Origin of the sequence: Streptomyces lydicus (assembly GCF_004125265.1) — a bacterium.
GTDB lineage: Bacteria > Actinomycetota > Actinomycetes > Streptomycetales > Streptomycetaceae > Streptomyces > Streptomyces lydicus_C.
This window is the reverse complement of record NZ_RDTE01000003.1, coordinates 7,210,116-7,227,689: the sequence shown is the minus strand read 5'-3', so window position 1 is coordinate 7,227,689 and position 17,574 is coordinate 7,210,116. Positions and strand designations below refer to the sequence as shown.

Below are 17,574 nucleotides of genomic sequence, written 5' to 3'. Positions count from 1 at the left end.
GCAGGCCGTGACGGGGGCGGTCCGGGCGGCCGGGCGCCCCGCAGGGCTCAGGCGAACTCCGGCGCCGAGGTGGCCGGGCCGCCCAGCGCGTTCCGGCGCTCGGGCATCCGGAGGCTGACCATCCGCCGCCAGCCGCCCAGCCGCTCATAGCCGTACACCGTCCGGATCCCGGTGGTGATCCCGCCGTTCTTCGCCTTCGGCCACCGCAGGATGCGGCCCATGTGGTCCATCACGGCCAGGCTGACGTCCCGGTAGATGACGCTCTCGGCATGGGCGCAGTCGTGCAGGATCCGCTGGATGGTCCGGCCGTGGCCGAGGCGGGCCAGCCGCAGCAGTTCCTCGTGGCAGTACGCCAGGTGGTTGTCCTCGTCGTGGGAGATCATCCGGATCGCCTTGCCCACCTCGGGGTGGTCGCCGAAGTACTTGGTGAGCATCACCATCTGGTCGGCGGCACGCTGTTCGGTGACCCGGCTGTGCGCGAGGTAGGTGATGATGTCGAGCTCGGTGAGCGGTTCGTCGCGGCGCAGCTTGTCGTGCGCCAGGCCGATGCCCCGCCGCTCCAGCAGCGCGGTGTAGTCGGTCTCCGCGGGGACCGCGGCGGGCGTCAGGCCACGCTTGCGCAGCAGGGCGTGGAAGATCCGGCCGTGCTTGTCCTCGTCCGCGCCGTGCCGGGTGACCTTGGGCGCCAGCTCGCGCAGCGAGGCGGGCACGAGGGCGGCGATCCGGCCGTTCTCCCAGCCGCCCTGTGCCTCTCCGCTGGCCGCGATGGAGCAGAACAGGCGGTAGGAGTCGTCATTGTCGACGATCTCCTGGAACAGGCTTCGGGCCGAGATCATCTGCGCCACCTCCGAACGGACACACCCGTAGGAAAAGTCAAAGGGCGTGTTCCGCGGGCGGCAACCGGAACGGCCGGTCCGTACGGCCGTCCGGTCGATGTCCGTCCTGGTGACAGGCGTAACCCGGGCGCGGGTCACCGCGTTGTGCTGCTGACGGCCGCGGCGGGGAAGATCCCCCGAGCCCCCGCCACGGCCGCGGGGCCGACCGCCCGGCGCTGCGGGCGCCGGGCCGGGTTCGCCGGGCCGGGTGCGCCGGGCCGGGTGCGGGACTTCCGGACACGGGTGCCGGTACGGGCGCCTGCCGCGCCTGCCGCCTACGCCAGGCCGGCCCGCTCCAGCGCCTCGGTGCCGGCCCGCAGCGAGGCGAGGCGGTCCTCCAGGGTGAAGCCCGCCGGGGCCAGCGTCAGCGTGGTCACGCCGGCCGCCGCGTAGGCCTGCATCCGCTCGGCGATCCGCTCGACGGAGCCGAGCAGCGTGGTCTGGTCGATCAGCCGCTCCGGGACCGCGGCGGCGGCGCCCTCCTTGTCGCCGGACAGGTACTTCCCCTGGATCTCGGCGGCTTCCTTCTCGTACCCCATCCGCTGGGCGAGCTGGTTGTAGAAGTTCTGCTTCGGGCTGCCCATACCGCCGACGTACAGGGCGGTGTACGGACGGAACATATCGGCCAGCGCGCTGACGTCCTTGTCCGCGCCGACGGCCAGCGGCAGCGTCGGGCAGACGTCGAAGCCCTCCAGGGTCTTGCCCGCCTTCTCGCGGCCGGCCCTCAGGTGCGAGATCGCGGTCTCCTCCAGGTGGTCGGCGGAGGGGAAGATCAGCAGCGCGCCGTCGGCGATCTCGCCGGTCTGCCGGAGGTTCTTCGGGCCGATCGCGGCGATGTAGAGCGGGATGTGCTCGCGCTGCGGGTGGACGGTGAGCTTCAGCGGCTTGCCGGGGCCGCCGGGCAGCGGCAGCGTCCAGTGCTCGCCGTCGTAGGACAGCCGCTCGCGCGACATGGCCTTGCGGACGATGTCCACGTACTCGCGGGTGCGCGCCAGCGGCTTGTCGAACTTGACGCCGTACCAGCCCTCGGACACCTGCGGCCCCGAGACGCCGAGGCCCAGCCGGAACCGGCCCCCGGACAGGGAGTCCAGGGTGGCGGCCGTCATCGCGGTCATCGCGGGCGTACGCGCCGGGATCTGGAAGATCGCCGAACCGATGTCGATCCGCTCGGTCTGGGCCGCGACCCAGGAGAGCACGGTGGCGGCGTCGGAGCCATAGGCCTCCGCCGCCCAGCAGACGGCATAGCCCAGGCGGTCGGCCTCCTGCGCCACCGCGAGATTGTCGGAGTCCATCCCGGCGCCCCAGTAGCCGAGGTTGATGCCAAGCCTCATGCCGCTCCCCTTACCGATCGGTAACGTCGCTGTTCCGGGGACTGTAGCGCGCGCCCCCGCCGGCCGTCATCGGCAGGTTGTCCACAGGTCCCCTGTTCCCGGCTCCCGGCCAGTAATCTCAAGGCCCATGGAGCAAAGGCACCTCGGCCGTACGGGCCTTCGCGTGTCCCGCCTCGGGCTCGGCACCCTGAACTGGGCCCGCGACACGGACGAGCAGGAAGCCGCCGACCAGCTCAAGGCGTTCTGGGAGGCCGGCGGCACTCTGGTGGACACCGCCGACATCTACGCCGACGGCGGCGCCGAATACCTCCTGGGCCGGCTGACGGAAGGGCTCGTTGCGCGCGAGGACCTGGTCATCGCGACCAAGGCCGGCAGCGTCCTGGCGGCGGACCGTCGGGTCGACGGCTCCCGGCGCCATCTCCTCGCCGCGCTGGACGCCTCCCTGGAACGGCTGGGCACCGAGTACGTCGACCTGTGGCAGCTGCACGCCTTCGATGCGCACACGCCGCTGGAGGAGACCCTGCAGGCCCTCGACCTCGCCGTCACCAGCGGCCGGGCGCGCTATGTGGGGCTGTCGAACTTCTCCGGCTGGCAGCTCGCCAAGGCGGGCACCTGGCAGCTGGCCGCGCCCGGTGTACGCAACCGGCTGGCGAGCGTGCAGATGGAGTACTCCCTGCTCCAGCGCGGCGTCGAGCGGGAGGTGCTGCCGGCGGCGCTCGATCTCGGTATGGGCCTGCTGCCGTCGTCGCCGCTCGGACGGGGCGTGCTGACCGGTAAGTACCGCCATGCGACGCCGGCCGATTCGCGGGGCGCCTCGGAGCATCTGGCCCCGTTCGTCGCGCCCTACCTCGACGAGACGGCGGGCCGGGTCGTCGAAGCGGTCACCACCGCCGCCGACGGACTGGCCGTCACCCCGCTCCAGGTCGCGCTCTCCTGGGTCCGCGACCGCCCCGGAGTGACCGCGCCGATCCTGGGCGCCCGCACGGAAGCGCAGCTCAGAGCCGCATTGTCAGTGGAGACCCTTAGTCTTCCTGACGAGATCCGCCGGGCGCTGGACGATGTTTCGGCTCCGGTGCACCACTACCCCGATCACGACTGGAGCACGCTGTGAGTACCGACCGCCTCGCCGGCGAAACCCCGCCCGAGCAGGAGGCCGCGCCCGGGACTGCGGATGCCCAGACACCCGACGACCCCACGGCGGCACGGGAGGACCCCGCGGCGTCGGAGGACCCCGCGGCGTCGGAGGCCCCCATGGCACCGGGGAACGACGCCACGGTGCCGGGTCCGGACGCTACGGCTCCGGAGAACGCCACAGCACCGGACACCGGCACAACGGCACCGGAGCAGGCCGCAGCACCGGACTCCGGCTCGGCGGCAGCGGATACGGACACGACGGCGCCGGAAAGCCCCCCGGCACGGGCCGCGGACGCGACGGTTCCGGTGAGCGGGCCGGCGCCCGCGGCTCCCGGAGCCGGGGACCGGGCTCCCGGCTCCGAGGACCGGGCTCCTGACTCCGAGGACCGGGCTCCTGACTCCGGTGCGGCGCGGGAGACCGCGGTGCCCTCGTCGGGCAAGGCGCCCGCGTCGGCCAAGGCGACCGCGGACGCGCTGGCCGCGGCGGTGCGCGCGGTGGAGACCGGCGAGCGCACGGCCGCTTCGTTCTTCAACGACGCACCCCGCCCCGCTCCCCGCCCCGCCCCGCAGACCACCCCCGCCGCCCGGCCCCGCGAGGACCGCCCGGACACCGCCGGCCGCGCCCCGCAGCAGGGCGCCTCCCCCGGCTCCGCCCCGGAGGCCGCCCGGCCCGGCACCGCATCCGGCGCCGGCGGTCCGGCCGGTGCCCCCGTCACGGACACCGGCGCCATGAGCCCGGCCGCCGCACCGGCTCCGGCCGGTCCGGCCCCTGCCCCCCGCCCCGCCGTGGCCGCGGCCCCCGGCATCGAGGGCGTACGGCAGGTCCTCACGGCGGGCGGCGCGCCCCAGGCGCTGGCGGAGCCCGCCGCGGAAGTGCTCGGGGAGCGGGCGGCCGAGGCACTGAGCGAGGACCCTTGGCAGTTGCTCGGTGTGCCCGGGGTGCGCCCCGAACAGGCCGACGGCTTCGCCCGGGCGCTGCTCGGCCCGGCCTGCGGCCCCGGCGACGAGCGGCGCGCGCAGGCGTTGGTCGGCTGGCTGCTGGAACAGGCCGCCGTCGCGGGGCACTCCGCCCTGGAGGCCTCCGCGCTGCGCGCCGCGCTCGCCCAGCGCTCGGTGCCCGACCCCGACGAGGCCCTGCAGACCGCCATCGCGGACGGTGCCGTGCTGGTCTTCCAGGACGCGATCGAGGAGCCGGGCCGGGCACGCCCCACCACGGGCGACGACGAGGAGGAAGAGCAGCCGGTCCGGATCCTGCTCGGCCTGGACCGGTTCGCGATGGCCGAGGAGAGCATCGCCGACGGCCTGGCCCGGCTGCTGAACACCTTCGAAGCGGTGGCCGGTCCTGAGCACAACGCCCCGGCGGAGACCGGGGCGCCCCGCGACGGAACGGCAGCCGCAGAGCCGCCGACCATCGAGCCGGCAGCTGCGGAGCCGGCGGACGCCGACCGTAGCCCGGCCACAGAGGGTGCCGACGCCCCGGCACCCTCTGCCGGAGGTACCGGTGCACCCGCCGAGGCCGAGGCCGAAGCCGACGACACCGCCACCCCCCGGCCCGTACGCCCCTCCTCCGCCGCCTGGGAGGCCGCGGCGGCCGCCGCACCGTCGCCGTCGGCCGCGGAGCTCGTCCGCGCGGCCGCACACAGCGGCCTGGTGGCGCACACCGGTGCCGAGGCGGCCCGCGCGGAGCCCGCCGCGCTGATCGCCGCGGCCCGCTCGCTGGGCCTGCGGGCGTTCGGTGCCACGCACACCGAGAACGGCCGCCGGCGCCTGGCCGCCCAGCTCGCCGCGAGCACCCCGGAGGCCGCCGGCGCGTCCGGGGACCCCGGCGCGACCGCGGTGACCGTGTCCGGACTGCTGTCCGGCCGCCAGGGCCCCGGCCGCGACGCCGACGGCGCGCTGGCGCTCGACCTGCTGGTCGTGCTGGACGCCCCGCAGCTGGATCTGGAGACCGCCGCGCTGCTCGTCGAGTCGCTGACCGACGGGACCCGCCTGGTGCTCAGCGGCGACCCGGGGGTGCTGTGGTCCGCCGGTCCCGGCCGGCTGTTCGCCGATCTGCTCGCGTCCCGCTTCTGCCCTCAGGTCGCCTCCCGCACCCCGGACTTCGGCCCGATCGGCGAGCTGGTGTCGGGCATCGGCATCGGCGAACTGAGCCAGGTCGAGGCGCCCGGCAAGGAGGTGGTGATCGTCCCGGCGCGGGATGCCGGAGAGGCGGTGCACCGCACCGTCCAGCTGGTCGCCGACTCCGTGCCCCGGGCGCTCGGTGTCCCCGCGGAGCAGACCCAGGTCATCACCGTCGGCCACGGCGGCGCGGCCGGCACCCGCGCGCTCAACGCCGCCCTCAAGGAACGGCTCAATCCGGGCCCCGGCCGCTTCGGCGGTTTCGACCCCGGCGACCGGGTGGCCTACGCCCCCACGCCCGGCCGCACGGTGCCCGGCACCGTCACCGGCGCGGACGCGTCCGGGCTGCATCTCGACTGCGACGGCACCGCGGCCGTGGTACCCCGCGAACAGGTCGGCACCGGAGCCGTACGCCACGGCTGGGCGCTCACCGCGCACCAGGCGGCCGGGATGCGCTGGCCCGCCGCGGTGGTCGTGCTGCCCGGGGACGCCGCCGGCGGCCTGACCCGCGCCTGGGTCTACACCGCCTTCAGCCGCGGCGAGCGCCATCTGTCGGTCGTCCAGGGCGTCGACCAGGCGCTGCCCCGCGCCGTCGCCGAGGTACCCGTCAAGGAACGCACCACCCGGCTGCGCACCCTGCTGCGGGACAGCGTCCAGAGCACCGAGGAGCCGCCGGCGGCCGACTGACCGGATAGCGCGCGGCCGCTTCCGTCACCGCACGCCCCGCAAGCCGCCGCCCCGGCCCTTCAGCAGCCTCCTGCCGACGGACCGGGGCAGCGGCCGACGGACCGGGCAGCGGTCGGTGTGCGCGGATCAGGACGCTTTGGCGGAGCCGGGGCGGCGGCTTGCGGAAGCGGGTGTGGTGGCGGAGCCAGGGCCCGCCACCACACCCGCCTCACCGTCCGCGGTCGGGCGCGTCCAGATCGTCGTCGTCGCCCAGTTCCTCGTCGAAGACCGCGCTGACATCGAAGCGGCACACCACCCGCTGGGGGTCCGCCTGATCGAACGGCGCGGACAGCCACTCCCCCGGCTCGGCCGGATCGTCGGCTGCCGCCACCCACAGGGTGGAGTCCCCCTCCTCCAGGCCGAATTCCTTGTGCCGGGAGGCGATCTCGTCCGGCTCGAACTCCCCGAAGAGCACGCCCAGCGCCGCATGCACGCTGGTACCGACGACCGCGGCGGCGTCGGCGCCGCTGCCCGCCGCCTCATCGGCGGCGTCCGGATCGAGGTCGGCGACGCGCTGGGCCTGGTGCAGCAGCCGCTGCGGTTCGGCGACGGTGTAGTCGCGCCGGATCAGCACACTCAGCGCACTCGGCTCCTCCGGGCCCGCGTAGGCGGGCAGCGCGTCGCTCCCGGGGATCTCGAAGGGGGTGACCTCGTCGTAGGTGTCGTACAGCAGCTCGTCATAGACCTCTGCCGCCGCGGCGAGCTCGTCGAACGCGGCGTAGACGGCCGGATCGTCCTGCCCCGAGCGGCGTTCGACCGCGTCGAGGTGACGGTCCAGCGCGGCTTTGACCGCCTCGGCGGCGGCACGTACCTCGGCAGCGGAAGGCTGCGCAGCATCAGACATAGTGCAGACGCTATCCGTACCGGGGCCGGTCCCGCACAATAGATGCGATGCCGGAATACGAATTCTGTGATGTGTACGTGCCCCGGGGAGTGTCCCGGAAGGCCGCCACTCGCCTGCTGACCGACCATGCCGAGTACGGACACTGGGAGTTGGACCGACTGCGCCTGAACCCGGACGGGAGCCGCAAGGTGCGGCTGCGCCGCCGGATCATCCGCCAGCTCCGTGCCACATGGTGAGCGCCACCGGCGCCTGAGCACGGCAGAGCGGGCCCCGCTGGGCAGGGCCCGCTCCATGGAGCGCCGGTGCGCTATGTCGTGCTGCTCACCGGCGGACGGCGCGCGCCTTGCGGTAGATCAAGGCGCCCCCGAGCAGCAGTCCGGCGCTGGCCGGAATCGCGTAGCCGACCCCTCCGGCACCCGTCTGCGCGAGGTGACCGACGGGCTTGGGGGGCGTCACGATCTGGCTGTGCCCCCCGGTCTGCGGCTTCGTCCCCGGCGTGTGCGGCGACTGCTGGCTGGGCTTGCCCGGCTGATGGGGCGTGCCCGGGTGGTGGGGCTTACCGGGGTGGTGCGGCTTGCCCGGGTGGTGCGGCGTACCGGGCTGGTGGGGCTTGCCCGGGTGGTGCGGCCGGCCCGGGGCCGGCGTCGACCCGTTGGCGCAGTGGTTGCCGAACGCCGGGTTCAGCAGCCCGGCCGCCGAGACGTTGTTGCCACAGGCGTTCACCGGTACGTCGACCGGAGCCTGGACACTGTTGCCCGACGCCACACCGGGCGAGTTCGACGCCCCGCCCGCAGCGTTCGCACCGCCCTGGTGGCCACCCTGGTGTCCGCCGACGTGCCGACCACCGCCGACGTTGGCGCAGTGGTTGCCGAACGCCGGGTTCAGCAGCCCGACGACATTGACGGTGTTGCCACAGGCGTTCACCGGTACGTGCACCGGTACCTGAACATTGTTGCCGGATCCCACGCCGGGCGAGTTCGCCGCGCCTCCGGCGGCTCCCGCGTCGGCCTGTGCATAGCCGGCGGCCATGGCGAGTACGCCACTGGCGGCCGCCATGGTGATCAGGCCCTTTCGTGCGACCTGTCTCATAGGTTGTTCCCCTGCCTAGTGCCTTACAGGAATACGGACTGGTGAGGATCCTCGGGAGAATCCACCGGCCCGCCGAAACCCAGCGGCTCCGGAATGCGTGATGCGCCTTCCGGAGCCGGACCGAGTCAGACCCTTACCGGGTGCAAATACAACGCCAAAGGACGCCAGAAGGTCACTTGTTGACGCAGCCCGCGCCGAACGCGGGGTTCAGCAGCCCGATCACGGAGACCGTGTTGCCACAGGCGTTCACCGGAACGTGCACCGGAACCTGGATGGTGTTACCGGACACCACACCGGGGGAGTTCAGGGCAGCACCCTGGGCACCCGAGTCAGCAACGGCCAGGCCCGCACCGGCGAGCACGACACCACCGGCCACTGCCGCAGCGGCGACGACCTTCTTGATCATTATTCCTCCTTGTAGGCAATACGATCCCAGCCGCGGACCGCACTCACTGCAACGAGAAAAATGCTGTTGAAGCTACGAACACATCGGCGGGTTCACCCTTTTCAGCGAAGCCGGCGCGAACGGCAGGAAATCCGCGCCGAATTCAGCTCTGTTCGATGAACCGGTCGAGCACCCGCACCCCGAACTTCAGTCCGTCCACCGGCACCCGCTCGTCCACACCGTGGAACATCCCGGCGAAGTCCAGCTCCGGCGGCAGCTTCAGCGGGGCGAAGCCGAATCCGCGGATCCCGAGATCGTCGAAGGACTTGGCGTCCGTACCGGCGGAGAGCATGTACGGCACGGCGCGCGCGATCGGGTCCTCGGCCTGCAGCGCCGACTGCATCGCGTCGACCAGCGCGCCGTCGAAGGTGGTCTCCAGCGCCTTGTCCGCGTGGACGTCCTCCCGCTTCACCCGCGGGCCCAGGAGCCGGTCCAGGTCGGCCAGGAACTCCTCCTCGTAGCCCGGCAGGAAACGGCCGTCGACATGGGCGGTGGCCTGCCCCGGGATGACGTTGACCTTGTAGCCGGCGCCCAGCTGCGTCGGGTTGGCGGTGTTCTTGAGCGAGGCGCCGATCAGCTTGGCGATGCCGCCGAGCTTGGCCAGCGTGGCGTCCATGTCCTCGGGGTCGAGCTCGGTGCCCAGTGCGTCCCCGAGCTGGTCGAGGAAGGAGCGCAGCGTCTTGGTCACCCGCACCGGGAACTCGTGACGGCCCAACCGGCCGACGGCCTCGGACAGTTCGGTGATCGCGTTGTCCTTGTGGATCATCGACCCGTGACCGGCGTTGCCGTCCACCGTCAGCTTCATCCAGTGCATGCCCTTCTGGGCCGTCTCGATGAGGTAGAGCCGCACCTGCTCGTTGACGGTGAAGGAGAAGCCGCCGACCTCGCTGATCGCCTCCGTGACGCCCTCGAAAAGGTGCGGGTGGTGGTCGACGAGGTAGCGCGCGCCGTAGGTGCCGCCCGCCTCCTCGTCCGCGAGGAACGCCAGCACGATGTCGCGCGGGGGCTTGCGCCCGGTGCGCAGCCGGTCACGGACGACGGCCAGCGTCATGGCGTCCATGTCCTTCATGTCGACCGCGCCCCGGCCCCAGACGCACCCGTCGGCGATCTCCCCGGAGAACGGGTGGTGGGTCCAGTCCTCGGCGTTGGCCGGGACGACGTCGGTGTGCCCGTGGATGAGCAGCCCCGGCCGCGAGCGGTCCTCGCCCTCGATCCGGGCGACGGTCGAGGCGCGGCCCTTGTGGGACTCGAAGATCTGCGGCTCCAGGCCGACCTCGGCGAGCTTCTCCGCGACGTACTCGGCGGCGACCCGCTCCCCCGGGCCCGAGTGGTCGCCGTAGTTGCTGGTGTCCATCCTGATCAGATCCCGGCACAGGTCGACGACCTCGTCCTCACCGGTCACCGCGCGTCCCGACTGCGACTGGCTCATGCCGCGCCCTCGCTTCGCCCGGCCCCGCATGCGCGGGGCTCCCACCTCTCCATGGTTCGCTCGCGGAGCTGACTCACGGTGCCTCCTTAGGCTTCACGGCCGCGTCACGCACCTCGAGGGCACGGCCCACGGCGGGGTCCACTGCCATCCTCCACCCGTCGCCCGCTGTGCCCAAGGCCGCAATACTCCCGACATGCGCTGGTCACAGCCCCGCTTCCGGCCGAATGCGGGGGTGATCGAGCACCCGCGAACGTTTGCTATTGTTTTCCACGTCGGAACGGCCCAGGCCGCACCGGCAGACACCTTGTCCGGGTGGCGGAATGGCAGACGCGCTAGCTTGAGGTGCTAGTGCCCTTTATCGGGCGTGGGGGTTCAAGTCCCCCCTCGGACACCATCGATGGTCGGAGACGTTCACGAGATCGTCCCTGCCCCGTTCATGAGTTACCGGTGAATCCTTAGGGATCACCGGTAATTCGTCGTTCATGGGGGTCTTCGGGCCCTGCGGCCGGCTTGGCGAGGCGGCGGCGCCGTGGTGATCACGTCGCAGTCACGTCTGCCTCCGCGATCAGAGCATGTCCGGGTAAAGGTTCTGGGTAACGGCCAGTGCCCGTTAGAGCCGTCTGCAGCCGGAATGCCAGAACAGTCGCGCTTAGCGCTGTCCGGGTCGTTTCCACAGGTCACAGCTTCAAACCGGACAGTCGGACGGCTTGGGTACCCCCCGCATTCGTAGTAAAGTCCGGCCTTCGCAGAGGTGACCCGGAGTGGTCCTGCCAAGGCGGAGGGGGAACGGGGATGGGAGTCGTGCTGCCCGACGAGGCGGCCTGGGTGCTGGACCTCATCGGCGTTGAGTGGCCCAACGTTGACGAGGACGACTATCGCGACATGGCCGACAGCCTGCGCTCCTTCGCCTCTCAAGTGCGGGACGGCAAGGACGCGACGGAGGGCGTCGTCCGCGAGTTCGTGGACGGCAACGAGGGCCTGGCCACCGCGGCCTTCGAGAAGCACTGGGGCAAGGTCAGCGGCACCCATCTGGAACGCCTCGCAGAGGCGGCCGGTCTCGGTGCGATGGCCCTGGACGGCGCGGCCGTCGCGGTGGCCGGCGCCAAGGTGGCGGCCATCGCCCAGCTGGCCATCCTCGCTGCGGAGATCATCGCCGCCCAGGCCGCTGCACCGTTCACGCTCGGGCTCTCCGAGGTCGGCGCGCTCGGCGCCACCCAGGCCACGCGCGTCATCGTCCGGCGGCTGTTGAAGGAGGCGGAGCACCTTCTCGTCGAGGAGCTGATGGCCGTCGTTACCGGCCCGGTCTTCTCCGCACTCGGCGGCATGGCCGCCGACCTCGTCATCCAGGTAGGCGCCAACGCCGTCGGTCTGCAGGACGGTTACAGCCCCGGGAAGACCCTGCGCGCAGGCGGCGAGGGCTTTTCCGACGGCCTGGACACCGCCGGCGGGACGCTCACCGGGCGGGGAGGCGGCACATGAGCGACACCGTGCGCAACGACAAGGACCTGCACGACCGGCTGGCAGATCGGATCACCTCCCAAGCCGACGAGCACGAGTCCGGCGCCCGCCCCCACCTGCGCCGCAGTCGCGCCGGGCTGGACAGGACACGGGGCCGCGGCACCATGGCGGCGGCCGTCGGGGGCGGGGCGGAAAAGATCCTCCAGGCCATCGAGAAGGCTGAGGACCAGTTGCACAAGCACCTGCACGATGTGTCCAAGGGCGTGCGGGCCATGGGCGACAACCACGCGCGCAACGACAAGAGCATCGAGACGATGCTGAACAACATCGTCAACCGCTCCCGTGCCCAGGACGGAGTCCGCGACAGCGGCGGGATCGGCAAGGACCGGCCGGACCCGACGAAGGGTCCGCACACGGTCACCCTGGAGTGGAAGCCCGGCATGCCCAAGCCGGCCTTCGAGCGGAAGGCGACGGCGCTGCAGCGGCTCGGAGGGGAGGGGAAACTCTTCAAGTTCAAGGGCAAAACCGAGGACTACCGCGACAAGGAGATCACCAAGCAGTACAAGGGCGCGCTGGAAGCACTGATCCGCAGGAACCACAAGGACGACCCGGAGTTCGCCGAGGAGGCTGCGGGGGCCGCCCGTAAAATGCAACCCGACCACGTCAACGAGCTCCAGACCGGTGGACCGGACGCGTGGCGTAACCTGCGGATGCTCGACCGGACGACGAACTTCGACATCGGCACGCAGCAGATACGCCCGCAGATCAAGAATCTTCCGGATGGCAATCCGATCAACATCGACATCAAGTGGTGGCCAGATGACTAGCGCGAACCCGGGATCGTCCCGTCTGATCGCAACGGTGGACGCCCTGCGGACGGCGCTGGCGGAGAGCACGGACCTGCTCCGGTTCACGCTCGGCGGGACGATTGACGAGGAGACCGCGGCCGACGCGGAGGCCGACGGGGTGCCGCGGGAGTTTCTGGACTTCTGCCGGGTGCTGGACGGCGCGAGCTGCGGGCCGTCCGTACAGCTCTTCGGCCTGGAAGAAGCCGAAGAGCACCAGTTCTACTGCGGGCCGGTGGTCGACTCACCGCTGGAGCTGTCCCCGGAGAAGCTGTTCTGCGTCGGGATGATCCATGAAACGCCGGTCTTTCTCGACCGGGCGGGCGGCGGCGTCCTCGGCATTCCGGACGAGCACCGCGAGTGGGTCGACGCGGAGCGCTTTGAGCAGCTCGCGCCCGGGCTGGAGGCGTTCTTCCTGGAGCGGCTGGCCACTGAGGAGTACGCACGGCTCGCGTCGATCGCCGACGACTTGGTGGGGTACGACGACTGGCTGAAGCTGCTGCGACGGGCCGGTCTCGCCGGCTGAACCGCCGGCGCGGCCGGAAAGGGCCGGACTCAGCCGGACGCAAGACGAAGGGGAAGTAGAGGACGCATGGCCACGCATGACGAGATGACGGAGCTGTTCGGCGCGGACCACGTAGTCACGCTGGACCGTTCCGTCGCCGAGGAGCACGGACTGTCCGAGGCCGACGCCGAGGTGCTGTGCGACGTCGGTGTGCCGGTCTTCGTCGACGTCCTGTTCACCCTCGACACCGCCGACGAGGGCCCCGACCCCTTCACCGTGGTGCCGGTGACTGCGGGCGGTGAGGAGACCCGCATCCTCGTGCTGGGCGGGCCGACCGACGACCCCGCGATGCGGTACTGCCTCGATATGGAGCGCGGCTACGTCATCCTCATGTCCATCGATGCGGAGCCACGGGCCGAGATCGTGAACCGGACCCTCGCCGACCTGGTCGAGTTCCTGTACCGCTTCGCGCTGCGCACCAAGCACCTGGAGCACACCGCACCGCAGGACCGAGGCCCGTACACGGACAAGCTCGTGGAGTACCTCCAGGCCCGCGACAGGTACGCGTTCGCGCAGCCGGACAGCTGGTGGTCGATGGTCTTCGAGCAAGTCGGCTGAGTCCCGCGGCGGACGGACGGAGCGCGGTCGCGGCGCGGACATCGACTGGCTGGTGCCGGTGGTTCGGCTTTCGTGGCTGCGGGTCCGCCGGCGCCACGGCCGGGGTTTTGCGTTGCCGGCCCGGCTGGGGTTCTCTTGCCGGGTGAGACGCAGATCGCCGGTTCCTCCCGCCCCGCTCCCCCAGCGCGACGGCATCGATCCCGTACGGGTGCGGCTGCCCGCCGATCCGGACGGGGCGTGGGGGACGGTACGGGAGCATCTGGTCGACCGGTTCCAGGGGGCGATCGGGGCGCAGCGGGTGGACGCGATGCTGGGTGCGGGGCGGTTCGTCGGGACCGGCGGTGCGCTGAGCGGGGCGGAGCCGTACGAGCCCGGACGGTATATCTGGTTCCACCGGGACTTCGCGCCGGAGGTGCCGGTGCCGTTCGGGGTGCGGATCGTCCACCGCGACGAGCGGATCGTGATCGCCGACAAACCGCACTTCCTCGCCACGACGCCGCGCGGGCGGCACATCACCGAGACCGCGCTGGCCCGGCTGCGGCGCGAGCTGGAGCTGCCCGCACTGCAGCCCGCGCACCGGCTCGACCGGCTCACGGCGGGGCTGGCGCTGTTCGTCGTACGGCCCGAGGACCGGGGCGCGTACCAGGGCCTGTTCGGCGGGCGGCGGGTGCGCAAGGAGTACGAGGCGGTGGCGCCGTACGACGAGGCGGTGGCGCTGCCGGTGACGGTGCGCAGCCGGATCGTGAAGGAGCGCGGGGTGATGGCCGCGCGCGAGGAGGCCGGCGCGGTCAACGCGGAGAGCCGGATCGAGCTGGTGGAGCGGCGGGGCGGGCTGGGCCGGTACCGGCTGCTGCCCGCGACCGGCCGTACCCATCAGCTGCGGGTCCATATGAACGGCCTCGGGCTGCCGATCCTCCACGATCCGGTCTATCCGGTGGTCGGGGACCCGGCCCCGGACGACTTCGGCGCACCGCTCCAACTGTTGGCGAAGGTGCTGGAGTTCACCGATCCGGTGGACGGCAGGGCGCGGCGGTTCGAGAGCGGGCGGCGGCTGGCGGCCTGGGACCCGGCCCCGGTGGCCTGACCGCCGGACGGGAGGTGGGCGCCGCATCGCCGCGTTCGGGCCGGCGACGAGCCTCGGGGAATTTGCGGTGCGGGCGGCCGCCGGGTGTGCCTAAGGTGCGCCGGTCGGTGGAGTGGGTGCGGGAGAGGGACTGGCGGGCGCATGCTGATTTTCGACGCGGATGACACGTTGTGGGAGAACAACGTGGTCTTCGAGCGGGTCATCGACGAGTTCCTGGAGTGGATGGCCCACCCCGGACTCGACCGGGCCGGGGTGCGGGCCGTGCTCGACGGGATCGAGGCGGCGAACGCGGTGACCCTCGGATACGGCAGCAAGGTGTTCCTGCACAGCCTCGGCGAGTGCGTGGCGCGGCTGCGGGGCCGGGCCGCCACGGCAGAGGAGGCGGCGCGGATCTCCGGGTGGGCCGCGGCCTTCGACGGGGACCGCGTGGAGCTGATTCCCGGCGTCGCCGAGACCCTGGCCGAACTCGCCCGGCGGCACGATCTTCTGCTGCTGACGAAGGGCGACACCGAGGAGCAGCAGCGGAAGATCACGGCCTCCGGGCTGACCCGGCACTTCCGCGGCGTCCACATCGTGGCGGAGAAGAACACCGCCACGTACGAGGAGCTGACCCGCGCCTACGACCTGGAGCCGGGCTCGGCGTGGATGATCGGGAACTCCCCCAGGTCGGACATCCTGCCGGCCCGTTCCGCGGGCCTGAACGCGGTGTTCATCCCGCACGACCACACCTGGGTCCTGGAGCACGGGGAGCTCGACCCCGCCGACGAGAAGGTGCTGCGACTGTCGGCGTTCGGTGACCTGCTGCGGCACTTCTGAGTCCGGGAAGGGGGGAAGGGGGAAAGGTGGGAGAGGTGGGAGAGGTGACGGTGGCGGGGCCCGGGGTGTCCTGTGTGTTCGTGTGCCATGACGGCGCCGGGCGGGTGCGGGACTGACGCGGACGGGAGCCGTCGATGGGGGGCGGGGCGGGGGACGTCTCCCCCGCCCCGCCCCGTTCCGTTCCGTTCCGTTCCGTTCCGTTCCGTCTACAGGGTTGCGATGTCGGTCAGTTCACCGTCCTCCAGGACGAGCCGGCGCGTGATCCCGATGTCCCTCAGGAACGCCGGGTCGTGGCTGACGACGAGAAGCGCGCCCTCGTAGGACTCCAGGGCCGTGACCAGCCGGCGGACCGACGCGAGGTCGAGGTTGTTGGTCGGTTCGTCGAGCAGCAGCAGCTGGGGGGCCGGCTCGGCCAGCATCAGCGCGGCGAGCGAGGCGCGGAAGCGTTCGCCGCCGGAGAGCGTGCCGGCCTGCTGGTCGGCCCGTGCGCCCTTGAACAGGAAGCGGGCGAGCCGGGCCCGGATGCGGTTGTTGGTGGCGTCCGGGGCGAAGCGGGCGACGTTCTCGGCCACGGTCAGCGCGGGGTCGAGGACGTCCAGCCGCTGCGGCAGGAAGCGGAAGGGGACATGGGTCTGTGCGGCGCCCTCCTGTGGGGGGATCTCCCCGGCGAGGGTCCTCAGCAGGGTGGTCTTGCCGGAGCCGTTGCGGCCGGTCAGCGCGAGGCGTTCGGGGCCGCGTACCTCCAGCTCGGCGCGGGCGCCGAAACGGGTGCGCAGGGCGTGCAGGGTGAGCACCGTGCGGCCCGGCGGTACGGCGGTATGCGGCAGGTCGATGCGGATCTCGTCGTCCTCCCGGACCGCCTCGGCCGCCTCGTCGAGGCGTTCCCTGGCCTCCTTGAGGCGTTCGGTGTGCAGGGTGCGGTGCTTGCCCGCGGATACCTGGGCCTCCCTCTTGCGCTCGTTCATGACGATCTTCGGCTCGCGCTTGTTGGCGTTCATCTTGTTGCCGTAGCGCACTCTGCGGGCCAATTTGATCTGCGCGTCGGCCAGTTCGCGTTTCTGGCGCTGCACGTCGGCCTCGGCGGCCCGCACCGTCCGCTCGGCCGCTTCCTGTTCGACGGCCAGGGCGTGTTCGTAGGCGCTGAAGTTGCCGCCGTACCAGTGGATCTCCCCGTCGCGGAGATCGGCGATCCGGTCGACGAGTTCGAGGAGTTCACGGTCGTGGCTGACCACGACGAGCACGCCGGACCAGCCGGTGACCGCGTCGTACAGCCGCTGCCGGGCCGGTCCGTCGAGGTTGTTGGTGGGCTCGTCGAGCAGCAGGACGTCCGGCCGGCGCAGCAGCAGGGCCGCCAGCCGCAGCAGGACACCCTCGCCGCCGGACACCTCGCCGATGGTGCGGTCGAGGTCGAGGCCGGGCAGCCCGAGCTGGTCGAGGGTGGCGCGGGCGCGTTCCTCGACGTCCCAGTCGTCGCCGATGGCGGTGAAGTGCTCCTCGCTCGGGTCGCCGCCCTCGATGGCGTGCAGGGCGGCGCGTGCGGCGGCGATGCCGAGCGCTTCGTCGACCCTCAGGTGTGTGTCGAGCGGGGCGTGCTGCGGGAGGTAGCCGACCTCGCCGGCCACCTTGACGCTGCCGGCCGTCGGCGAGAGGTCGCCCGCGATCAGCTTCAACAGGGTGGACTTTCCGGCCCCGTTGGAGCCGATGAGGCCCGTACGGCCGGGGCCGACGGCCAGCGGGAGATTTTCCAGGACGGGGCTGCCGTCGGGCCAGCTGAAGCCGAGGCCGGTGCAGACGATGGCCGCGGAGTTCGCGGAGGTGGGTGGCATGGACACAGGGGTCTCCTGGGCGCGAAGGGGGTGTGGGGAATGCGCTGGAGACACCGCACCGTCGGCGCGTCGTCAAAACGCCGGGTGCGTCGGGTACGCCGTACGTACGCCGAGGTCGCGGACGGGCCGCGCGAGGCATGAACCGCCGCTCCGGATACCGGAAGCGCAGGGCGGATCACCGTCGCGGGCGCGGTGCCTCAGGACCTCAGACGAGCAACGGCCTTCTCCGATCGGCGGCAATGGGACCGGGATTGACGATAAGGGGGACGCCGCCGAAATGCAAACGCTATTTTCGTAGCGTTTGTGGTTGGGGTGGTGGGTGCGGGGTTGGTGGGTGCGCTTGTGGTCGCGTTCGCCTTTCCGGTGTGCGTACGGCATTCCGGTGTGCGTGTGACTTTCCGCTGGTGCGTGCGGCTTTCCGCTGTGCGTGC

Annotated in this window: 16 protein-coding genes and 1 tRNA gene; 10 read left to right on the top strand and 7 right to left on the bottom strand. The window is 71.9% G+C overall.

Annotation, left to right across the window (positions count from 1 at the left end):
• Positions 1-47: 47 nt before the first annotated feature.
• Together D9V36_RS34310 and D9V36_RS34305 are read right to left on the bottom strand one after the other, a co-directional pair.
• Complete coding sequence (locus tag D9V36_RS34310) at positions 48-836, bottom strand: ferritin-like domain-containing protein (protein WP_129297190.1); 789 nt, start codon at positions 834-836, stop codon at positions 48-50.
• A gap of 314 nt (positions 837-1,150) precedes the next feature.
• Positions 1,151-2,206: an LLM class F420-dependent oxidoreductase gene (locus D9V36_RS34305; protein ID WP_129297189.1), complete on the bottom strand. Its 1,056-nt coding sequence runs from the start codon at positions 2,204-2,206 to the stop codon at positions 1,151-1,153.
• Between the two features lie 127 nt (positions 2,207-2,333).
• On the opposite strand from D9V36_RS34305, the gene D9V36_RS34300 reads away from it, so the two are divergent.
• Together D9V36_RS34300 and D9V36_RS34295 are read left to right on the top strand one after the other, a co-directional pair.
• Positions 2,334-3,317: an aldo/keto reductase gene (locus tag D9V36_RS34300; RefSeq protein WP_129297188.1), complete on the top strand. Its 984-nt coding sequence runs from the start codon at positions 2,334-2,336 to the stop codon at positions 3,315-3,317.
• Positions 3,314-6,145 carry a helix-hairpin-helix domain-containing protein gene (locus tag D9V36_RS34295; protein ID WP_241721143.1) on the top strand — a complete coding sequence of 944 codons (2,832 nt, stop codon included), beginning with the start codon at positions 3,314-3,316 and terminating at the stop codon, positions 6,143-6,145. The genes D9V36_RS34300 and D9V36_RS34295 overlap by 4 nt, the downstream gene beginning before the upstream one ends.
• Positions 6,146-6,353: 208 nt before the next feature.
• On the opposite strand, the gene D9V36_RS34290 is transcribed toward D9V36_RS34295, so the two are convergent.
• Positions 6,354-7,028 carry a hypothetical protein gene (locus D9V36_RS34290; protein ID WP_129297187.1) on the bottom strand — a complete coding sequence of 225 codons (675 nt, stop codon included), beginning with the start codon at positions 7,026-7,028 and terminating at the stop codon, positions 6,354-6,356.
• 47 nt (positions 7,029-7,075) lie between these two features.
• Here D9V36_RS34290 and D9V36_RS34285 point away from each other — a divergent pair, with 47 nt between their 5' ends.
• On the top strand, positions 7,076-7,264 hold the full coding sequence (locus D9V36_RS34285; protein ID WP_006607658.1) for a DUF5703 family protein: 189 nt from the start codon (positions 7,076-7,078) through the stop codon (positions 7,262-7,264).
• Positions 7,265-7,349: 85 nt separating this feature from the next.
• Here the strand turns inward: D9V36_RS34285 and D9V36_RS34280 are convergent, their stop codons facing one another.
• The 3 genes from D9V36_RS34280 to D9V36_RS34270 form a co-directional block, all read right to left on the bottom strand.
• On the bottom strand, positions 7,350-8,117 hold the full coding sequence (locus D9V36_RS34280; RefSeq protein WP_129297186.1) for a chaplin: 768 nt from the start codon (positions 8,115-8,117) through the stop codon (positions 7,350-7,352).
• A 172-nt stretch (positions 8,118-8,289) separates the two neighbouring features.
• Positions 8,290-8,523 carry a chaplin gene (locus tag D9V36_RS34275; protein ID WP_129297185.1) on the bottom strand — a complete coding sequence of 78 codons (234 nt, stop codon included), beginning with the start codon at positions 8,521-8,523 and terminating at the stop codon, positions 8,290-8,292.
• Positions 8,524-8,665: 142 nt separating this feature from the next.
• Positions 8,666-9,991, bottom strand: a complete 1,326-nt coding sequence (locus tag D9V36_RS34270; protein WP_129297184.1) for a M20/M25/M40 family metallo-hydrolase — start codon at positions 9,989-9,991, stop codon at positions 8,666-8,668.
• Between the two features lie 306 nt (positions 9,992-10,297).
• Between D9V36_RS34270 and D9V36_RS34265 the strand changes: the two genes are divergently transcribed.
• The 7 genes from D9V36_RS34265 (at position 10,298) to D9V36_RS34235 (ending at position 15,317) form a co-directional block, all read left to right on the top strand.
• A tRNA-Leu gene (locus tag D9V36_RS34265) sits at positions 10,298-10,385 on the top strand.
• A gap of 398 nt (positions 10,386-10,783) precedes the next feature.
• On the top strand, positions 10,784-11,470 hold the full coding sequence (locus D9V36_RS34260; RefSeq protein WP_129297183.1) for a hypothetical protein: 687 nt from the start codon (positions 10,784-10,786) through the stop codon (positions 11,468-11,470).
• Positions 11,467-12,276, top strand: coding sequence for a hypothetical protein (locus D9V36_RS34255; protein ID WP_129297182.1), 810 nt, complete (start codon positions 11,467-11,469; stop codon positions 12,274-12,276). Before D9V36_RS34260 ends, D9V36_RS34255 begins: the two co-directional genes overlap by 4 nt.
• Positions 12,269-12,820, top strand: coding sequence for a hypothetical protein (locus tag D9V36_RS34250; protein ID WP_241721142.1), 552 nt, complete (start codon positions 12,269-12,271; stop codon positions 12,818-12,820). The genes D9V36_RS34255 and D9V36_RS34250 overlap by 8 nt, the downstream gene beginning before the upstream one ends.
• Positions 12,821-12,886: 66 nt before the next feature.
• Positions 12,887-13,417, top strand: coding sequence for an SUKH-4 family immunity protein (locus D9V36_RS34245; protein ID WP_129297181.1), 531 nt, complete (start codon positions 12,887-12,889; stop codon positions 13,415-13,417).
• 142 nt (positions 13,418-13,559) lie between these two features.
• Positions 13,560-14,501, top strand: coding sequence for a pseudouridine synthase (locus D9V36_RS34240; RefSeq protein ID WP_129297180.1), 942 nt, complete (start codon positions 13,560-13,562; stop codon positions 14,499-14,501).
• Between the two features lie 141 nt (positions 14,502-14,642).
• A complete protein-coding gene (locus D9V36_RS34235) occupies positions 14,643-15,317 on the top strand; it encodes an HAD family hydrolase (protein ID WP_129297179.1) in 675 nt (224 codons plus the stop codon).
• A 206-nt stretch (positions 15,318-15,523) separates the two neighbouring features.
• Here D9V36_RS34235 and D9V36_RS34230 read toward each other — a convergent pair whose 3' ends face one another.
• Positions 15,524-17,143, bottom strand: coding sequence for an ABC-F family ATP-binding cassette domain-containing protein (locus tag D9V36_RS34230; protein WP_129298884.1), 1,620 nt, complete (start codon positions 17,141-17,143; stop codon positions 15,524-15,526).
• Between the last annotated feature and the right edge of the window lie 431 nt (positions 17,144-17,574).